Genomic DNA, 18792 nt, shown 5'->3' on the forward strand with positions numbered 1-18792 from the left:
GCATACCTGCCGCAGGGCCAGATCTTGTCAGCGGCATCAAAACACGGCTGGGAAAGTTCGGGGGCATCGATACCGAGTAACTGAACTCGTTTCTTGTCATGCCACAGCGTGTCGCCGTCATGAGCAAACCAATGCTCTACTGCGGACACGGGGCCACAGGTCAGCACGAAGGCGAGAGCGAGGGTCAACCTGCACATGGCCGATGGACCGTTTCGAAATTTCCCTTTCCGCGATCACACCATACCCCTATGAAGCTGGCCGGCCAATAGCGGGGAACCGTTGAGCCGGCCAGAGAAAAGGCCGACCTAGCTTTTTGGCAAAACGGCCAGCTGCTCTCCTACGGCAGCGGGCCTGTCCTTGGCCGGAAAGGAGCGCTAGCGGGGGGCGCCAGCATTCCGGCCGGCGTATAATGCGCCAGACCGGCGGGCTGTATGGTCAAAAGAGAACACGTGGCAGCGCAACCAGCGACGCGTTGAAATATCTATTTATGTCAGATGATGCCTCCCTACGTTAACGGAAAAACGATTTTGCGCAACGGCAGCAGCTCTGTCCGTGTTGCGGTCATTCAAGATCCTGCCCGGACGCGGGTCCGGAGCGTCCGAGTCACACCCCTAGAGCGGGATGAAATTATCCGGAGTCGTAGGGACAGCTCTTCACGGATGGTGATCGGATAGATCAGGCTCGGCGCCAGATGGGGGCTTGTGGGCGGCCGACGGCTTCGTCGTCGGCGTCGCCTTCACCGCCTTTGTCGCTTGGAAGGTGTTCCTATGAACGGCCGCAGCACCTTCCACGCCTACCGCGCAACCGCAGCCAATGTCCGGCTTGTCAGTACCGGCAAACCCGAACGCGTTCCAGCACCCGGTGGTGATGGTGCCAGTGCCTCACCCACTTCACGTGGCAATGACGATGATGCCGGTAATAGTAGCGATGCGGGTAGCGGGCCACGTAGCCGGGATAATAATCGCGATAGCGGGGGCCGTAATAGCGGCCGCCATAGTCGTAAAACGGGCCGCCGCCGTAGAAGGGGCCACCGCCGAACGGGCCGAAGCCGCCGAATGGACCAAAAAAGCCGATGCCATGTGCATCCGCAGGCACGACCGTGGCTGCGGCGGAGGCGATGGCAATCACCGAAGCAAGTAACAGTTTTCGCATAGCAACCTCCCAGAGGGCCGATCACCCGATAAACGCCCGCGGGAGCCGTATGTTCCCGATCGCTAATATGCAGGCGCTCCCGCGCTTCCGGTGGGTTTGCTGGTGTGGTTATTGTGATAGTATTCTTTTCTTCAAAGGGTAGGCCCAGTCGACCTCGATTGCGGTCGATTACACTCGGGCACCCCGCTTGGGAGGAGCCTTGCGATGGCGCGCTTTGCCCACCTTGCCTTCGCCTTGGGATTGTTGCCTGGATTTGCACTGGCTGGGGAGCCTTTCGTCCCGAGCTGGATCAAAAACGATCCCGCGGCCAAGGCGGTGGCCATAGAGATTGTTGCCGATTGGAACCAAATCGAGCGGTACCGCAGGGACAACATCCGGACCGACATTATCGACTTCAACGGCTACTGGGGCGGCAATCTCTCGATCATCGTGCCAGAGCAATGGTCGGTACAGATCGAATTCATCAACGGCTCCTCGAATTTCTGGCACGGCCTGATGTTGACCAGGGTCTATGCTCAGTCAGAGATGCCAGTGAAGTTGAAGGCTTCGGACGCGATCTGGGGAGCGTACACCACTCCGCTGGAGGGGATCAAAATTAATGAGCGGAGACAACTCAACTTTGTTGCGCAGCAGGCCGGGAGCTATTTCCTCGCCTGCCCGAGACAAACGCACCTGATGGGTGGCCACTGGATCGGTTTCGAGGTGAGAGGCAACCTTGAGCGGGCCGTGGCAATCGTCCATGAAGACAAGTTTCCGCAAGAGCAGCCCCCAGGACGCCCATAGGCCTGCGCGAGCAAGCCTGCGCGCCATGGCGTAGGTTAGAACGCGCGCGTTCAATGAAGCGGTGGCGCTGCGGCATAAGCAATGGCAACGCGACTGATCAAGAAATCTATTCCTCCCTGATGTCCTGCACCGAGCATGACGCAGTTTCGCCTCACCTCGCAGGTGACGGACCCTAGCGATGATGCCGGGCTTCACCCATTCGATGTCGCCATCGGCCACCGCGGTCGGGATGCCGGCCGGCTGAGCGGTGCGATCGCGCTCTATCCGGTGCCAAAGCCGTTCCTTGATTGCGCGCCCGGTGGCGATAACGGCCTTGCCGACATATTTGCCGTCCCGGGCGAACAGGCCCTCGGTCTGCGTGCCGGCCTCGCGCTTGACGGCGATGAGGTCGAGATCATCGACATCAGGCCGCCGACCGCTTTGCTGACGCGCGCGTCAAGGGCAGTGAACAGAGCGGTAACGGCAGCGGTAACGCGCGGTAACGGATTAAGAATTTCGTAAGGAATTTCAACGGCCTGCACGAGCCCTGTTTTAACCCGCCCTTAAATCGCCGCATCTACTCTGCAACCGGAGCGCCATAGGCACCGGGGACAGCAAGCGCAGGCATGGTGAACCGCAGAGACAGCCGCATCGAGCCCAGTTTCGAGGGACCGCCGCAGGCGCGATCCCGGCCGGGTCTTTCGGTGAGCGAGGAGGATCGCGTCGTGCCGAGCAACCGCAAAGCCTCCGCCAAACGCAAATCGTCGAAGGCGAAGTCGTCGCGCGGCAGGCGCGGCAAACCCCGGCGCGGCCTGTTCGGCATTATGGCCCGGATGCTCTACTGGTGCTTCGTGCTCTGCATCTGGGGCGGCATCGCGGTGGCCGGCATTGTCGTTTATTACGGCGCCAAGATGCCGGCGGCCACCACCTGGTCGATCCCCGACCGTGCCCCCAACATCAAAATCGTCTCGGTCGACGGCCAACTGCTCGCCAACAGAGGCATGAGCGGCGGCGAAGCCGTCGGTCTGCACGAAATGTCGCCCTACATCCCCGAAGCGGTCATCGCGATCGAGGACCGCCGCTTCTATTCGCATTTCGGCATCGACCCGATCGGCCTGTCGCGCGCCATGGTGACCAATGTGCTCGGCGGGCACTTCTCGCAAGGCGGCTCGACGCTGACCCAGCAGCTGGCCAAGAACCTGTTCCTGAAGCCCGACCGCACGCTGGAGCGCAAGGTGCAGGAGGTGCTGCTGTCGCTGTGGCTGGAGCATAAGCATACCAAGGACCAGATCCTCGAAATGTACCTCAATCGGGTCTATTTCGGCTCTGGCGCCTATGGCGTCGAGGCGGCCTCGCGCCGCTATTTCGGCAAGAGCGCGCGCGATGTCACGCTTTCGGAGGCGGCCCTTCTCGCCGGCCTGTTGAAGGCGCCGTCGCGGCTGTCGCCGGCGCGCGACCCGAAGGCGGCGGAACAGCGCTCGCAGCTGGTGCTCGCCGCCATGCGCGACGAAGGCAAGATCAGCGCCAAGGAACTGACCTCGGCGATGAGCGCGCCGGCAACGCGCGCGCCGTCTTACTGGACCGGCTCGGAAAACTATGTCGCCGACACCATCATGGAAGAACTGCCCGATCTGATCGGTGACGTGCGCAGCGATATCGTCGTCGACACCACGGTCGACCTCAACCTGCAGAAGCTCGCCGAACAGTCGATCCGCCGGCTGATCGACGACAGCGGCAAGAAACTCAATGTCAGCCAGGGTGCGCTGGTGTCGATCGACAATTCCGGCGCGGTGCGCGCCATGGTCGGCGGCTACGACTATTCGACCAGCCAGTTCGACCGCGCCTCCGAAGCGCGCCGCCAGCCGGGCTCGGCGTTCAAGCCGTTCGTCTATATGGCCGCGCTCGAGGCCGGCCGCACGCCCGACAGCGTGCGCAATGACGCGCCGATCAAGATCGGCAAATGGACGCCGGACAATTACGGCGGCAAGTATTTCGGCAAGGTGACGCTGGCGACCGCTTTGGCGAAATCGCTGAATTCGGTCGCGGCACAGCTGACCATGGAAGTCGGCCCCGACGCGGTGGTCGAGGCGGCGCACCGCATGGGCATCCAGTCGGAACTGACGGCCAACACCTCGATCGCGCTCGGCACTTCGGAAGTGACGCCGCTGGAGCTGACATCGGCCTATGTGCCGTTCGCCAATGGCGGCTACAAGCCAGACATCCATTTCATCCGCCGCATCACCACGACCGAAGGCAAGGTGCTCTATGATGACAGTGGTGGCGGTGCGCCGCGCGTCGTCAAACAAGAGATCGTCGGCATGATGAACTCGATGATGACCGGTACGGTCGAGATCGGTACGGCAAAGAAAGCGGCCTTCGCCTGGCCGTCGGCCGGCAAGACCGGAACCAGCCAGAACTCGCGCGACGCCTGGTTCGTCGGCTACACCGCAAACCTTACCACCGGCGTGTGGTTCGGCAATGATGACGGCAGCCCGATGAAGAAGGTCACCGGCGGCGCGCTGCCGGCACAGGCCTGGCACGAGTTCATGGTTGCCGCGCATGAAGGCGTGCCGGTCAGGCCGCTGCCCGGCACCTGGAAGTCGACGCCGCCCGATACCATCGTCCCCGACGATATCCCGTCAGTCGACAACAACCAGGCGGCGCCGTTGCCTGCCGTGGCCGTCGGCCGTTCGGAGCCTGCCCCGGCGCCAGCTGCTGCCCCGGCACAGGCGCCGGTCCGCCGTCCGGCCGAGACCGTCGATGCTGATGGTTTCGACATGCCCGGCGACGGCGGCACTACAGCTTCGATCAAGCACCCGGTGCCGCCAGGCAGCGTCGGCGGCCCGACCAAGAAGCGGAAGACGTCGATCCTCGACATTCTCGGCGGCGGCTGAGCGTCAACTCGCCACTCGCCACTCGCCACGCCAACCGCGTTCCGCTACATGTCCGGCTGGAGACAGCGACATGGCCGAGACCGACACCAGAAAAACCATCGTGCTCACCGGCGCCAGCCGCGGCATCGGCCATGCGACGGTCAAGCGCTTTTCGCGCGAGGGCTGGCGGGTCATCACTTGTTCGCGCCAGGCCTTTGCCGAGGACTGCCCGTGGCCGGCCGGCCCGGAAGATCACATCAAGGTCGATCTGGCCGACCAGGAAGATGTCGGCATCGCCGTGTCGGAGATACGCCATCGACTCGAAGCGCATGGCGGTCAGCTGCACGCGCTGGTCAACAATGCCGGCATCTCGCCGAAGCTCAAGGACGGCAATAGCCGCATGAACTCGATCGATACGCCGATGCATGTCTGGCGCGATGTGTTCCAGGTCAATTTTTTCGCACCGATCATACTGGCGCGGGGCTTGTTCAAGGAGCTGGCTGCGGCCAAGGGCTCGATCGTCAACGTCACCTCGATCGCCGGCACGCGCGTGCATCCCTTCGCCGGCACCGCCTATGCGACCTCGAAGGCGGCACTTGGCTCGCTGACGCGCGAGATGGCGCATGATTTCGGCCCGCACGGCATTCGCGTCAACGCGATTGCGCCGGGCGAGATCGACACCGCGATCCTGTCACCGGGAACCGACAAGATCGTCGAGACGATCCCGCTCAGGCGCCTCGGTACCACGGCGGAAGTCGCCGACATCATCTTCTTCCTGTGCTCGCAGCAGGCGTCCTATGTGACGGGCTCGGAAATCCACATCAATGGCGGCCAGCACGTCTGAGCGTTGCTCATTCGGCGATGGTGAGAACAGCCTTGCCGCTGAAGCTGCGCGCTCGCAGTGCATCCAGGGCCTGGGCGATGTCTGTCCACGGCAGGGCCAGGGACACGCGGGTATCCAGCCGGGCAGCCGCAACCAGGTCAAGCAGCGAGGCGATATCGGCGCCAATGGCTGGACCTGATGTGTAGTAGGCGAAGGTCTGAAGCCGCGCGCCCTCGTGGCCGGGAACGAACTGCCTGAAGCCAATTGGCGTCAGCTCGCCGCTGCTCGAACCGAACATGACGATAGTACCGCCCGGCGCGACGCGTTCGATGGCGTGGGCGAGGCTTTGGCCACCGACCGACTCTGTGACCAGCGAGAACGGCCCGCTGGACAGCTCGATCGAGTCGACGACCTGCTGGGCACCAAGGCCGCGGAGATCCTCGGCATGCCTTGCGGCGGCAATCGCGGTCACGGTGGCACCTTGCGCGCGGGCGATCTGGATCTGGAAACGGCCGACCGCACCGCTGGCGCCGGTGATCAGGACTTGCTGGCCGGCAAGGTCACCGCCATGGCGCAAGACCCTCAGCGCCGTCGTGCCCGCGACCGGAAGCGTGGCGGCGGAGACGAAGCTGACCTCATCCGGGATGACGGCGAGGCGGTCGGTTGGAACTGCGACCCGTTCGGCCCAGCCGGCCTCGTCGACCAAAGCTACAACCCGGGCGCCAACGGCAGGCCCGGTGCCGTCAGCTGCTGCCCGCGCGACAATTCCAACCACGTCCTGGCCGGGTATCCAGCCCGCCGGACGTATGGTCAGCAGGCGCAACTCGCCACGGTTCAACGAGGTTGCGTGGACCGAGACAAGTGCCTCGTTCGCGAGCGGCTGAGGTTCATCGACCTCGGCGAATTTGAGCCCGGTGGTGCTGTCGGGAGACATGACGAGGGCGCGCATGGGTCGTACCTTCCAGCTGGTTTGCGGACCGCACCCTATTGACTTGTCCGGTCAAATAATTTAGCTATCATGGCGAATAGTCGCTAAAAGCCGTCAATCATGAGGCAGCCTCTCCGCTACCCCTGGATCAATTTCGATGTCGATGACGTCGTCGCGCCGGCAATTGCGGTGCGCGTCGACGTCACCGAAACCAAATCTGAAGCGGGCGCACATTGGCACCGCAAGGGCCAGCTCGTTTTCGCGCTCGGAGGTGGCGTCACCTGCCGCGTCCCGAGCGGACTGTGGATGGTGCCGCCGCATTGCGGGGTGTGGATTCCCGGCGGGATGGAGCACAGCAACCTCGCCACCGCCAATGCGCGGATTTTCTTCGTCTATATCGAGCCGGGCGCTGCCGATCTGCCGGACCGGTGCTGCACGCTGTCGATCTCGCCGCTGCTGCGCGAGTTGATCATCGAACTGTCGGACTGCGCGCCGGACGATGCAAGGTGCGCCTTCCTGGGAAGCGTCCTGCTTGCCGAACTGCCTGATATGCCGGTTCAGCAGCTGCATCTGCCGATCTCCGCCGAGCCGCGCCTGCGGCGGATCGCCGAGGCGTTGGCGCAAGACCCGGCCGACCGCAGCACTCTTGCCGAGTGGGCCAATCGCGTCGCTCTCTCAGAGAGCAGCCTCGCCCGCCTCGTGGTGAAGGAGACCGGTCTGAGCTTCGGCCGCTGGCGCCAGCAATTGCATTTGATCGTCGCCATCCGCGAGCTGGCCGCCGGCGCCAGCGTGCAGCAGGTTTCGGGCGATCTCGGCTATGGCTCCGTCACCGCCTTCATCACCATGTTCAAGAAGGCCCTTGGCAAGCCCCCGGCAAAGTACCTCGCGAGCGTCGCGCAAAATGGCGGCTCTGCCTTCGTGGCGTAATTAACACGCCTATGGGCAAACCTCAGGCCGGAGAGGGTTCAAGGGCTTCGGGTCGTGGCATTGGCTTTTGCCCCAGCACCTCTTCCACAATCCCGCGGGCGATCTCGCGTTCGCCCATGATGACGGTGTCGGCGCCGAGCCCCGTGAGATGCTCGACCTCGGCGTCGGAATGGGCGCGCGCAATGACGTTGATGCCGGGATTGGCGGCGCGTGCCCTGAGCACGATCTGCCCGGCCTCGAAGGCGTTGGGGATGGCAAGGATCAAGCGTTTGGCGCCCTGCGGATTGGCGGCGGCAAACACGCCCGCATTGGCCGCATTGCCGGAGACGATTTCGACGCCGTCGTCTCTAAGCCTCGCCAGTGTCTTGTCGGCGTCCTCGATCACCAGGAAGGGCAGGGATGCCTGTTTCAGCGCAGCACCCACCAGGCTGCCGACACGGCCGTAGCCGATCAGGATGGTGTGGCCTGAGAGCGTCGTGCGTGGCGGCGGGCCATCCTCTTTGGCTGCGGTGGCCACAGAGGCCACTTGTCCGGGTTGCGTCGCCGGCCCGATCGGCTTGGCCTCTTCCGGAGGCGTCGTCTTGGCACTACGTGCGTCCAACCAAGGCTTCATCCAGTCGAGGGCGAGGAACATCAGCGGATTGACGAGGATCGACAGGATGGCGCCGGCAAGGATCAGGTCGCGGCCCTGTTCGGGCAGCAGCTTCAGCCCAACGCCGAGTTCGGCCAGGATGAAGGAGAATTCGCCGATCTGGGCAAGACTGGCCGAGATCATCAAGGCGGTCGCCAGCGGATAGCGGAAGGCGATGACGATGACGAAGGCGGCCAGCGACTTGCCGATGACGATGATGGCCAGCGTCGCCAGGATCGGCCAGCCATTGCTCATCAGGCTGAACGGGTCGAACAGCATGCCGACCGAGACGAAGAACAGCACCGAGAAGGCGTCGCGCAACGGCAGCGATTCCTCAGCAGCGCGGTGGCTGAGTTCGGATTCGCTCATGATCATGCCGGCGAAGAAAGCGCCCAGCGCCAGCGAGACGCCGAACAGCTTGGCCGCTCCGAAAGCGACACCGAGCGCGATCGCCAGCACGGCCAGCCGGAACAGTTCGCGCGAGCCGGTATGGGCGACATCGTGCAGGATCCACGGAATGACCCGGCGGCCGACAACCAGCATGACGACGACGAAGGCAACGACCTTGGCCAGGGTGAGGCCGACGACACCCCAGATGCCGTAGCTGGCAGGCAGCGACAACAGGCTCGCATGGTCATCGATCTGCGGCTGGCCGCCGAGCACGCCGGCAAGCGCCGGCAGCAGCACCAGCGCCAGCACCATGGCCAGATCCTCGACGATCAGCCAGCCGACGGCGATGCGGCCGCGCTCGGTCTCGATCAGCCGCCGCTCCTGCAGCGCGCGCAGCAGCACCACGGTGGACGCCACCGAAAGCGCCAGGCCGAAGACCAGGCCGGCGCCCATCGACCAGCCGAGCATCCAGGCAAGGCCGGCTCCGAGCGCGGTGGCAAAGCCGATCTGGACAATGGCGCCGGGCACGGCGATGGCCCGGACGGAGAGAAGATCCTTCAGCGAGAAATGCAGGCCGACGCCGAACATGAGCAGGATGACGCCGATTTCGGCGAGCTCATTGGCAAGGCCGGCATCGGCGACGAAGCCGGGCGTGTTCGGCCCGACCAGCACGCCGGCGACGAGATAGCCAACCAGCGGCGGGATGCGGAAGCGGTTGGCAAGTGCCCCGAAGATGAATGCCAGCCCCAGACCGGCGACGATGGTGGCGATAAGGGGCGTGTCATGCGGCATTGTCTATGGAGCGGCTTTCAAGAACCGTGATGTCGGGTGTGCGCCGCCCGAAGCCGCCGCCTTTCCAATATGGTGGAGGGTGCGCCGGCGATGCAACCCGCAAGCCGGAAATTGCTGGCCAGAGGTGCTGAAAAACCAAAGGCGCGCGCAGCAGAATCGCTGCGCGCGCCTGATAGCGGATGTCGGAGGGGAACCCGGTTGGGTGTCAGGCCGCTTGCAGCATGGCCTCGATGTCGATCACGGCATGGTTGGTCAATGTCTTTGGTATCTCGGCCTGCACCTTGTCGGTGACTTCCTTGTGCAATTTCTTGCGCATCGTGCCGAGCACCAGGGGCGGCGCAATCAGCACGATGTCGTCGAAGATGCCGTTGTGGGCGAACTTGTAGAGACGGTCGGCGATCTCCTCGGCGAAGCGTTCCTTGCCCTGCCGGTGCCAGTCGGTATCCTCGCCGGTGCTGCGGTTGCCGGATACGCCGTTATTGTAGCGGCCGGGGCTGTCGCTGCCTTGCTCGCGCGTCGCCGGATTATCCTGTTTCATCTCCTGGAAGAGCTGCAGGTTCGGATAGAGATTGTCGCCCTCATTCTTGAGGAACAGCGCTTTCTCGCCATCGGCCACCATGACCAAAAGGCCGTGTTTCAGGTTGATCTTGTTCATTGCGCGCTCCTGCTTGAAGGTTTCAAATCCAGCCGACGATTGTCTGCTTCGGCAGGGTCAGAACGCACGGCGGAGCGGGAACGTTCCACTGTTCGACGGGGGGCCAGCAGCTGCCCCTGTCTGCGGCAACTCAACGGCCTCAGCGAAGGGCTGTACCACCGACGGCTTTAATCTACTAAATTGGTAGAATTTAGAAAAAACAATTTTGCGGCTCGCCCGGGTCAGGGATAAAAGAGCCGCAGAACAAGGCCTGCGGCAGCAGCTTGAATCCGCTCGATGTGCGGATATGGAATATTTTTCTCTTGGCCTTCTGGCTTGCGGAAAACCGATTGCCTCCCGTCAGGGGATGCGCGAGTGGGTTCCTTCAGCTTTTTCACGCCCGCGCGTAAAACTGCCACCTTGTTCCGGAATCTGTTCGTCATGCCTCAGGCCAATCCCAAGCTCAACGCTTTCCCCGTCTTCCTGCGGGTCGAAGGCGAAGCCGTGGCCATCGTCGGCGGCGGCGCCGAGGCTTTGGCCAAGGCGCGGCTGCTCGATCAGTCGAGCGCGATACTGCGCATTATCGCTGAGATCGCCGACGCCGAACTGCTGAGCTTCATCGCCGCGACCGGCGCCACCCACATCTCAGCGCCTTACGATGCCGCACATCTCGAAGGCACGGTCATGGTGTTTGCCGCCAGCGGCGACGAGGCGCTCGATCGCCGCGTCGCCGAAGATGCGCGTCGGCTTGGCATTCCGGTCAATGCTGTCGACCGGCCGGAGCTCTGCGATTTCTTTACCCCGGCGCTGGTCAACCGCGCGCCCGTCGCCATCGCCATCGGCACCGAAGGCGCCGGCCCGGTGCTGGCGCAGATGCTGCGCAGCCGCATCGACCGCATGCTGTCGCCGTCGCTTGGGCCGCTGGCATCGCTTGCTGCCTCGTTCCGCGGTGCAGCCGAGAAGCTGCTGCCGAAAGGCAATGCCCGCCGCCAGTTTTGGGGCAGTTTTTTCCAGGGCGCGCCGGCCCGTGCCGTCGAAGCCGGCGAGCTTTCGCAGGCGCACGACGCCGCCGTCGATCTATTGCTGTCGAAGGCTCCGGCTGCGGGCCATATCGCCCTCGTCGGCGCGGGGCCTGGCGCCGAGGATCTTTTGACGCTGCGCGCGCATCGGCTTTTGATGGAAGCCGACGTCATCGTCTATGACGCGCTGGTGCCGGAGGCGATCGTCGCCATGGGCCGCCGCGACGCCGAGCGGCTGCCTGTGGGAAAACGCAAGGGCTGCCACACCAAGAGCCAGGCCGAGATCAATGCGTTGCTGGTCGAGCTTGGCCGTGAAGGCAAGCGCGTCGTGCGGCTGAAGTCGGGCGACCCGCTGGTGTTCGGCCGCGCCGGCGAGGAGATGGCAGCACTGCGCGATGCCGGCATTGTCTATGACGTCATCCCGGGCGTCACCGCTGCCTTTGCTGCCGCCGCCGATTTCGAACTGCCGCTGACGCTGCGTGGCGTGTCTTCGTCGATGGTGTTCACCACCGGCCATGATCTGAAAGGCAATTCGCTGCCGGATTGGGCCAAGCTCGCCATCTCCGGCGCCACTGTCGCCGTCTATATGGGTCGCTCGGTCGCGGCCGAGGTTGCGGGGAGGCTGATCGAGGCCGGCTTGTCGCCGGATACGGCGGTCGCCGTGGTCGAGAATGCCAGCCTGCAGAACCGCCGCCGTTTCCACGGCACGCTGGCCGACCTGCCCTCGCTGGAGGCGCGCGCCGATCTGACCGGCCCGGTGATGACCATCATTGGTGACGCGGTTGCCGGCGCCAACTTTGAACGTTCCGAGCCGCTCGCGGCACATAGTCATGAGAGCGCCGCCAGCGTGGCCGCCGCAGAGGTCGAACAATGAAGATACTGACCGCCAACCGCCTCACCGACGGCATCGCCGTCTGGTACGCCGATGGCGGCTGGGCCGAGACGGTGGACCACGCCGATCTCGCCCATGACAAGGCGGCCGAGGATCGCCTCGAGGCGATCGGCGCAAAGGCCTATGCCGACAATGAAGTGGTCGACGTCAATCTAATCGACGCTGAGGTCGTCAATGGCGTCGTCGAGCCGGTGCGGCTGCGCGAAAAGATCCGCGCCGCCGGCCCCACCATCCGCGAAGACCTGGGCAAGCAGGCTGCGCGGGCAGCGTAACAAAATACGGGCGGACGCGCCCTGAAAGACGAAGCATGTATCGTTACGATGAGTTCGACCACGATTTTGTCCAGGCCCGCGTCGCCGAGTTCAGCGACCAGGTCGAGCGCCGGCTGTCCGGCGAGATCACCGAGGACCAGTTCCGGCCGCTCAGGCTGATGAACGGCGTCTATCTGCAGCTGCACGCCTACATGCTGCGCATCGCGGTGCCCTATGGCACGCTGAACGGCAAGCAGTTGCGCATGCTCGGTCACATCGCGCGCAAATACGACAAGGGCTACGGCCACTTCACCACGCGCCAGAACATCCAGTTCAACTGGCCGGCGCTGTCGGACATTCCGGCGATCCTGGCCGATCTCGCTAGCGTCGAGATGCACGCCATCCAGACTAGCGGCAATTGCATCCGCAATGTCACCGCCGATCATTTTGCCGGCGCTGCCGCCGACGAGGTCGCCGATCCGCGCCCCTATGCCGAGATCCTGCGGCAATGGTCGTCGGTGCACCCGGAATTCTCGTTCCTGCCGCGCAAGTTCAAGATCGCGGTGACCGGGGCGGAGCGCGACCGCGCCGCTATCCAGACGCATGACATCGGCCTGCACCTGAAGAAGAACGCTGCCGGCGAGCTTGGCTTTGCCGTCTATGTCGGTGGCGGCCAGGGCCGCACGCCGATGGTGGCGAAAAAGATCCGCGACTTCCTGCCGGAAGCCGATCTTCTGTCCTACTGCACAGCGATCCTGCGCGTTTACAACCTCTATGGCCGCCGCGACAACAAGTACAAGGCGCGCATCAAGATCCTGGTGCATGAGACCGGCGTCGAGGAAATCACCCGCCAGGTCGAGGCCGAATGGCAGGAGTTGAAGGACGCCGAGCTGAAGCTGCCGGATGCCGACATCCGCGCCATCGACGCCTATTTCGCGCCGCCTCAGCTGGTGGATCGGCCGGAAGGCGACGCGGCGGTCAAGCTTGCACGGCTCGATTCCAAGAGCTTCTCGGACTGGCTCGACCAGAATGTCGTGACGCATCGCCATCCCGACTATGCGGCGGTGACGATTTCGCTGAAAGGCATTGGCGAGGTGCCGGGCGACGCCACCGACAGCCAGATGGAAGCGGTTGCCGACATCGCCGAGAAATACGCTTTCGACGAGCTGCGCGTCAGTCATGAGCAGAACCTCATCCTGCCGCATGTGGCGCGCGCCGATCTGAAGGCGGTCTATGACGCGCTGGTCGATATTGGTCTGGCGACGGCCAATTCCAACCTGATCAGCGACATCATTTCATGCCCCGGCCTCGACTATTGTGCACTGGCGACGGCGCGCTCGATCCCGATCGCGCAGGAGATCTCGCTTCGCTTTGCTTCGCTGGAGCGGCAGCGCGAAATCGGCGAATTGAAGCTCAAGATTTCCGGCTGCATCAATGCCTGCGGCCACCACCATGTCGGCCATATCGGCATTCTCGGTGTCGAGAAGAAGGGCTCCGAGCTCTACCAGGTGACACTCGGCGGCTCGGCCGACGAGAACACCTCGGTCGGCGAGATCATCGGCCGCGGCTTTTCCTCGGAAGAGATCACCGACGCCATCGAGCAGATCGTCGACACCTATCTCGGCCTTCGGCTCAGTCCCAGTGAAAGATTCATCGACGCTTACCGCCGTGTCGGTCCCGCGCCGTTCAAGGAGGCGCTCTATGCTGGCGAAACCAAGGCCGCTTGACCGTATCGTCGACGTCGATGACAGCATCGCCGCCAAGGCGGCGGGCTTCGATGCGCTGTACGGACATCTGAAGCCGCTCGAGATCATCGAACGCGCGGCCCGCGAGCTGTTTCATGACGAAATCGCCGCCGTATCGTCCTTCGGCGCGGATTCGGCGGTGCTGCTGCACATGATCGCCGAGGTCGACCGCACGCTGCCGGTCATCTTCCTCGACACCGGCAAGCATTTCGAGGAAACGCTCGGCTATCGCGACGCACTCGCCGCCGATTTCGGGCTGACCAACATCAGGGTGATCAAGCCGGAAGAGGCTGCGCTCGAACGGATCGACCCGACCGGCAATCTGCACCAGAGCAACACCGACGCCTGCTGCGATGTGCGCAAAGTCGAGCCGCTGGCGCGCGGCGTGGCGCCCTTCCGCGCCTGGTTCACCGGCCGCAAGCGCTTCCAGGCCTCGACGCGGGCAGCGCTGCCGGTGTTCGAGGCGGTCGGTCCGCGCGTGCGCATCAATCCGCTGGCGCACTGGACGACATCGGACCAGGCCGACTACATGCGCGCGCATGCGCTGCGCGAAAATCCGCTGGTCGCCTATGGCTATCTGTCGATCGGTTGCTTCCCGTGCACGCAGCCGGTGCAGCCGGGCGAGGATGCGCGCAGCGGCCGCTGGGCCGGACACGCCAAGACTGAGTGCGGCATCCATCTGTCGGGGCTGGAGAAGTCGCTGACCGACGCATCCCTTTAAGCTATGGTGGTATTCAGGTGAGGTTGGCCTGCAAACGGCGGCTTCCACTCGGAGGCCGCCGGTTTTGCGTGGACCGGCTTTCTGCGGACTCGATTATGGGGCTTTAGGAATTCTCGATGACTGAACAGACGACACCGGAGACCCGGCTCTGGACCCCGACGGGTTTTCGCGAGGACGAGTGGGCGCATGCCGAAAGCGCCGATGCGCTGGCGGGCAACGGCCGCTTTATCCTGCCACTGCAGGCGTTTCTCGGCCTTGATGCGGAGGTGCGGCGCTCGGCAAAGGAGCGGCTTGGCGTGGTGCTGCAACCCGGCGACCAGCTGGAGAAGATCGCGGATCTGCTCGACCAGTTGTCGCTGGTGGCGCTGGCCTTTCCCGCCTTCAACGATGGTCGCTCGTTTTCCAAGGGCGAGCTGCTGCGCAGCCGTTACCAGTTCGAGGGCGCGGTCCGCGCCACCGGGCAAGTTCTTGTCGACCAGTTGCCGCATATGCTGCGGCTCGGCTTCGACGAATTCGAGATTTCCAATCCTGTGCTGCTGAAGCGGCTCGAAGAGGGTCGCGTCGGCGGGCTGGGGCTGTATTATCAGCCGACCGAAGCGTCTGAGCCGAAGGGACCGAAATACTCCTGGCGGCGTCTGCGGGGCAACTGACGCAGCGGTAGTTGCCCGCGCCTTTACATCAGCCTTGATCAGGCCTTCTCTTGGTTGTCCGGACGGAAATATCCGCCGGCGCCAGGGAGGAAGGCCATGGACTTCGACTATGTCATCGCTGGCGGTGGCTCCGCCGGCTGCACGCTTGCCGCACGGTTGTCGGAAGATCCATCCGTTACCGTCTGCCTGATCGAAGCCGGCGGCGAGGGCAGGAATCTGCTCATCCGGGCGCCGGCAGGCATCATTGCGCTGCTGCCCGGCCGGCCGAAGATCAACAATTGGGGATTGCAGACGGTGCCGCAGCAAGGGCTCGGCGGCCGCAAGGGCTACCAGCCGCGCGGCAAGGCGCTTGGCGGCTCCAGCGCCATCAATGCCATGCTTTACACGCGAGGGCATCGCGGCGATTACGACGAATGGGCCGGTCTCGGCTGCCAGGGCTGGTCGTGGGACGAGGTGCTGCCCTATTTCAAGCGCGCCGAAGGCAATCAACGCGGCGCGGATGCGCTGCATGGCGGCGATGGGCCGCTCAGGGTCGGCGAACAGCAGGAGCCGCGCCCGATCGCGCGCGCCTTTGTCGAGGCCTGCGGTGAAAACCAGATCCGCCGCAACGACGATTTCAACGGGCCGGAACAGGAAGGGGCGGGGCTTTATCAGGTCACGCAATTCTGGGGTGGGGACCGAAATGGCGAACGCTGCTCGGCAGCCGCCGCCTATCTGCATCCGGCAATGAGCCGGCCGAACCTCACCGTAATCACCGGCGTGCATGCCACCGGCATTGTGCTCGACGGCAAGCGCGCCACCGGGGTTCGGTACCGCAAGGGCAACAGCGAGGCCGTGGCCAAGGCCAGGCGCGAGGTCATCGTCTGCGGCGGCGCCTTCGGTTCGCCGCAACTCCTGCTGTTGTCCGGCATCGGTCCGGCCGACGAGCTTGCCGCGCAGGGCATTGCCGTCACGCACGATCTGCCCGGCGTCGGCAAGAACCTGCAGGACCATCTCGATTTCATCCTGGCCTGGTCCTCGAAGAATGCCGACATGATGGGCATCGGCCTGCGCGGTCTGCCCGGCCTTCTCAGGCACATAGTGCGCTGGCGCAGAAACGGCACCGGCATGATCGCCACGCCCTATGCGGAAGGCGGCGCCTTCCTCAAATCCGATCCGGCGGTCGACAGGCCCGATCTGCAATTGCATTTCTGCATTGCCATCGTCGACGATCACGGCCGCAAGCTGCATCTGGGCTACGGTTTTTCCTGCCATGTCTGCGTGCTTCGGCCGCATTCGCGCGGCGAGGTCGGGCTGTCGAGCCCGGACCCGCTGGCGCCGCCGCGTATCGACCCGCGCTTTCTATCCGACGAACGGGACGGCGCCTTGCTGCTCAAGGGTGCCAGGATGATGCGCGCTATATTGGAGGCGCCGGCGCTGGCAAAGTACCGCGACAGGGAGATCTATACCGCCGGCGTTTCCAGCGATGCCGAGCTGATGGCCCATATCCGCGCTCGCGCCGACACGATCTATCACCCCGTCGGCACCTGCAAGATGGGTGTCGATGCGATGGCCGTCGTTGATCCACAGCTTAAGGTGCGCGGACTACAGGGGCTGCGTGTCGTCGACGCCTCGGTGATGCCGACACTGATCGGCGGCAATACCAATGCGCCGACCATCATGATCGCCGAGAAGGCGGCTGATATGATCAGGGCTGCTGCCTGATTTCTCGCCTCGTGGTCGGACCAACTTTGCCGTTTCCCCCTGAATGCGCTGATAAGCCGCCCAACTCACGTCTAGCAAACTCAATCTGGTCAGACCAATTGTGCGATTTGGGCTTTTCCTTTCGCGAGCCTGCCCTTAGGATAGGGCCATTATTTCGTGATCCGAAATAATGGCCAGCAAGGGAGGAGACCGGCATGGCAGGCAAGAAGATATTGATGCTCGTTGGCGAGTTCAGCGAGGAGTATGAGATTTTCGTCTTTGAACAGGCCATGCATGCGGTTGGCCACACCGTCCACGTCGTCTGTCCCGACAAGAAGGCCGGCGACATATTGAAGACCTCGCTGCATGATTTCGAGGGCCACCAGACCTACACGGAAAAGCTCGGCCACGATTACATCCTCAACAAGACGTTTTCCGAGGTCGATCCGGCGCAATATGATGCCGTCTATGCCGCCGGCGGGCGTGGTCCCGAATATATCCGCATCGACAAAAGGGTGCAGGCGCTGGTCAGGCATTTCCACGAGACCGGCAAGCCGATCTTCACCATCTGCCATGGCGTGCAGATCCTGATCGCGGTCGACGGCGTGGTGCGCGGCCGGGAAGTCGCGGCGCTGCAATATTGCGAGCCGGAGGTGACGCTTGCCGGCGGCATCTACATCGATGTCGCGCCGACCGGCGCCCATGTCGACGGCAATCTGGTGTCGGCCAAGGGCTGGCCCGGCCTCGCCGCCTTCATGCGCGAATGCCTGAAGGTGCTCGGCACCGAGATCCGCGATGGCAAGGCTCTGATGCGCGACGAGCGCAAGGCCGCCTGAGCAGCTTTTGGAAATAGCCGGTTCTGGAAATCCGCCGCGCCTTGGCGCGGCGGTTTATTTCAGGCCATAGCCCGCGCCTCGCGAAACGAGATCAGCTTGCGGCGCTTCTCGTCCCAAAGCGCCAGCTTGACGCAGCGCAGGCTGTCGAGAAGCGTGACGCGGCCGATGCCGCGCAGTTCCGGATAATCGCGCAGCACTTCCTGCAGCCGGTAGCCCGGCACCTTGGCCGAGAGATGGTGGACGTGGTGGACGCCGATATTGCCGGTGAACCAGTTCAGCACCGGCGGCAGGTCGTAATAGGACGAGCCGTGCAGCGCGGCATGCTGGAACTCCCACTCTTCGTCTTTCGCCCATTCCGTCTCCTCGAACTGGTGCTGGACGTAGAATAGCCAGATGCCCGCGGAACCGGCGAGGATAACGATGGGCAGATGGACGACCAGGAAAGCGCCGGGGCCGATCCACCAGATGAGGAGGGCTGCGGCAATCGCAATGGCGAGGTTTGTCGTCATCGACGACACCCAGGGCGTCAGCCCGCCGCGCATCATGCCGATTGGCAGCCTTTGTTCGAAAATGAACAACCAGATCGGCCCGAGGCCGAACATCACCAGCGGATGGCGGTAAAGACGATAGGCAAGGCGCCCGCGCCATGACAGGCGCCGGTACTCGGCCAGGGTCAGCGTGCGGATGTCGCCCATGCCGCGTTCGTCAAGATTGCCGGCGCTGGCATGGTGCACCGCGTGGGCGCGCCGCCAGCAATCATAAGGCGTCAGCGTCAGCACGCCGAGCGCACGGCCGATCCAGTCGTCGGCGGTGCGGTTGGCGAAGAAGGAGCCGTGGCCGCAATCGTGCTGGATCATGAAGATCCGCACCAGAAAGCCGGCGGCAGGAAGGATGAGGATCAGGCCCCACCAGTGGCCGTAGGAATAGGCGGCCGAAGAGAGCGCCCACAGCGTGGCGAAAGGAATGAGGGTGATGGCCAGTTCTAGGGTACTGCGCCGCCGGTCAGGCTTCTTGTAGCGCGCCAGAATCTTCAACCAGGCGCGCTTGCTGTTGGCGGCCGTCTCGGGGGAAATCATGTTCATC

At 63.8% G+C, this 18792-nt stretch carries 19 protein-coding genes; 12 read left to right on the forward strand and 7 right to left on the reverse strand.

All coding sequences use genetic code 11. The features are described from left to right. A partial coding sequence (locus tag AC04SH_RS15970; protein ID WP_488575741.1) for a thermonuclease family protein occupies positions 1-188 on the reverse strand: 188 nt, incomplete at its 3' end. 637 nt (positions 189-825) lie between these two features. Beyond that, positions 826-1152: a hypothetical protein gene (locus tag AC04SH_RS15975; protein WP_488575742.1), complete on the reverse strand. Its 327-nt coding sequence runs from the start codon at positions 1150-1152 to the stop codon at positions 826-828. Between the two features lie 204 nt (positions 1153-1356). Between AC04SH_RS15975 and AC04SH_RS15980 the strand changes: the two genes are divergently transcribed. The 4 genes from AC04SH_RS15980 to AC04SH_RS15995 all read left to right on the forward strand — a co-directional run bounded on the left by AC04SH_RS15980 (position 1357) and on the right by AC04SH_RS15995 (position 5631). After that, the gene (locus AC04SH_RS15980) at positions 1357-1935 is read left to right on the forward strand and encodes a sulfocyanin-like copper-binding protein (RefSeq protein ID WP_488575743.1); all 579 of its coding nucleotides are present in this window, start codon (positions 1357-1359) and stop codon (positions 1933-1935) included. A 135-nt stretch (positions 1936-2070) separates the two neighbouring features. After that, complete coding sequence (locus tag AC04SH_RS15985) at positions 2071-2436, forward strand: hypothetical protein (RefSeq protein ID WP_488575744.1); 366 nt, start codon at positions 2071-2073, stop codon at positions 2434-2436. A gap of 104 nt (positions 2437-2540) precedes the next feature. Beyond that, the gene (locus tag AC04SH_RS15990; protein ID WP_488575745.1) at positions 2541-4808 is read left to right on the forward strand and encodes a transglycosylase domain-containing protein; all 2268 of its coding nucleotides are present in this window, start codon (positions 2541-2543) and stop codon (positions 4806-4808) included. Between the two features lie 70 nt (positions 4809-4878). Then, positions 4879-5631, forward strand: coding sequence for an SDR family NAD(P)-dependent oxidoreductase (locus AC04SH_RS15995; RefSeq protein WP_488575746.1), 753 nt, complete (start codon positions 4879-4881; stop codon positions 5629-5631). A gap of 7 nt (positions 5632-5638) precedes the next feature. Here the strand turns inward: AC04SH_RS15995 and AC04SH_RS16000 are convergent, their stop codons facing one another. Further along, positions 5639-6559: a zinc-binding dehydrogenase gene (locus tag AC04SH_RS16000; RefSeq protein ID WP_488575747.1), complete on the reverse strand. Its 921-nt coding sequence runs from the start codon at positions 6557-6559 to the stop codon at positions 5639-5641. A 99-nt stretch (positions 6560-6658) separates the two neighbouring features. On the opposite strand from AC04SH_RS16000, the gene AC04SH_RS16005 reads away from it, so the two are divergent. Beyond that, complete coding sequence (locus AC04SH_RS16005; protein ID WP_488575748.1) at positions 6659-7465, forward strand: AraC family transcriptional regulator; 807 nt, start codon at positions 6659-6661, stop codon at positions 7463-7465. Positions 7466-7487: 22 nt separating this feature from the next. Here the strand turns inward: AC04SH_RS16005 and AC04SH_RS16010 are convergent, their stop codons facing one another. The 3 genes from AC04SH_RS16010 to AC04SH_RS16020 all read right to left on the reverse strand — a co-directional run bounded on the left by AC04SH_RS16010 (position 7488) and on the right by AC04SH_RS16020 (position 10355). Next, a complete protein-coding gene (locus AC04SH_RS16010) occupies positions 7488-9278 on the reverse strand; it encodes a cation:proton antiporter domain-containing protein (RefSeq protein WP_488575749.1) in 1791 nt (596 codons plus the stop codon). 205 nt (positions 9279-9483) lie between these two features. Then, positions 9484-9933, reverse strand: coding sequence for a baeRF12 domain-containing protein (locus AC04SH_RS16015; protein WP_477233293.1), 450 nt, complete (start codon positions 9931-9933; stop codon positions 9484-9486). A gap of 221 nt (positions 9934-10154) precedes the next feature. Then, complete coding sequence (locus AC04SH_RS16020; protein ID WP_477407897.1) at positions 10155-10355, reverse strand: hypothetical protein; 201 nt, start codon at positions 10353-10355, stop codon at positions 10155-10157. On the opposite strand from AC04SH_RS16020, the gene cysG reads away from it, so the two are divergent. The 7 genes from cysG (at position 10354) to AC04SH_RS16055 (ending at position 17709) form a co-directional block, all read left to right on the forward strand. Beyond that, positions 10354-11805: a siroheme synthase CysG gene (gene cysG, locus AC04SH_RS16025; protein ID WP_488575750.1), complete on the forward strand. Its 1452-nt coding sequence runs from the start codon at positions 10354-10356 to the stop codon at positions 11803-11805. The genes AC04SH_RS16020 and cysG overlap by 2 nt on opposite strands. After that, positions 11802-12095: a DUF2849 domain-containing protein gene (locus AC04SH_RS16030; RefSeq protein WP_112562730.1), complete on the forward strand. Its 294-nt coding sequence runs from the start codon at positions 11802-11804 to the stop codon at positions 12093-12095. The genes cysG and AC04SH_RS16030 overlap by 4 nt, the downstream gene beginning before the upstream one ends. 35 nt (positions 12096-12130) lie before the next feature. Beyond that, positions 12131-13801, forward strand: a complete 1671-nt coding sequence (locus tag AC04SH_RS16035) for a nitrite/sulfite reductase (protein ID WP_488575751.1) — start codon at positions 12131-12133, stop codon at positions 13799-13801. Further along, entirely contained in the window at positions 13776-14540 is a 765-nt protein-coding gene (locus AC04SH_RS16040) for a phosphoadenylyl-sulfate reductase (RefSeq protein WP_477233289.1), read from the forward strand. Before AC04SH_RS16035 ends, AC04SH_RS16040 begins: the two co-directional genes overlap by 26 nt. A 116-nt stretch (positions 14541-14656) precedes the next feature. Beyond that, a complete protein-coding gene (locus AC04SH_RS16045; RefSeq protein ID WP_488575752.1) occupies positions 14657-15190 on the forward strand; it encodes a DUF934 domain-containing protein in 534 nt (177 codons plus the stop codon). A 96-nt stretch (positions 15191-15286) separates the two neighbouring features. Further along, positions 15287-16894: a GMC family oxidoreductase gene (locus AC04SH_RS16050; protein WP_488575753.1), complete on the forward strand. Its 1608-nt coding sequence runs from the start codon at positions 15287-15289 to the stop codon at positions 16892-16894. Between the two features lie 194 nt (positions 16895-17088). Then, positions 17089-17709 carry a DJ-1/PfpI family protein gene (locus AC04SH_RS16055; RefSeq protein WP_142868981.1) on the forward strand — a complete coding sequence of 207 codons (621 nt, stop codon included), beginning with the start codon at positions 17089-17091 and terminating at the stop codon, positions 17707-17709. A gap of 59 nt (positions 17710-17768) precedes the next feature. On the opposite strand, the gene AC04SH_RS16060 is transcribed toward AC04SH_RS16055, so the two are convergent. Continuing rightward, on the reverse strand, positions 17769-18791 hold the full coding sequence (locus tag AC04SH_RS16060; RefSeq protein ID WP_488575754.1) for a fatty acid desaturase: 1023 nt from the start codon (positions 18789-18791) through the stop codon (positions 17769-17771). Position 18792: the final 1 nt, after the last annotated feature.

Source organism: Mesorhizobium sp. CNPSo 4688 (assembly GCF_057784295.1).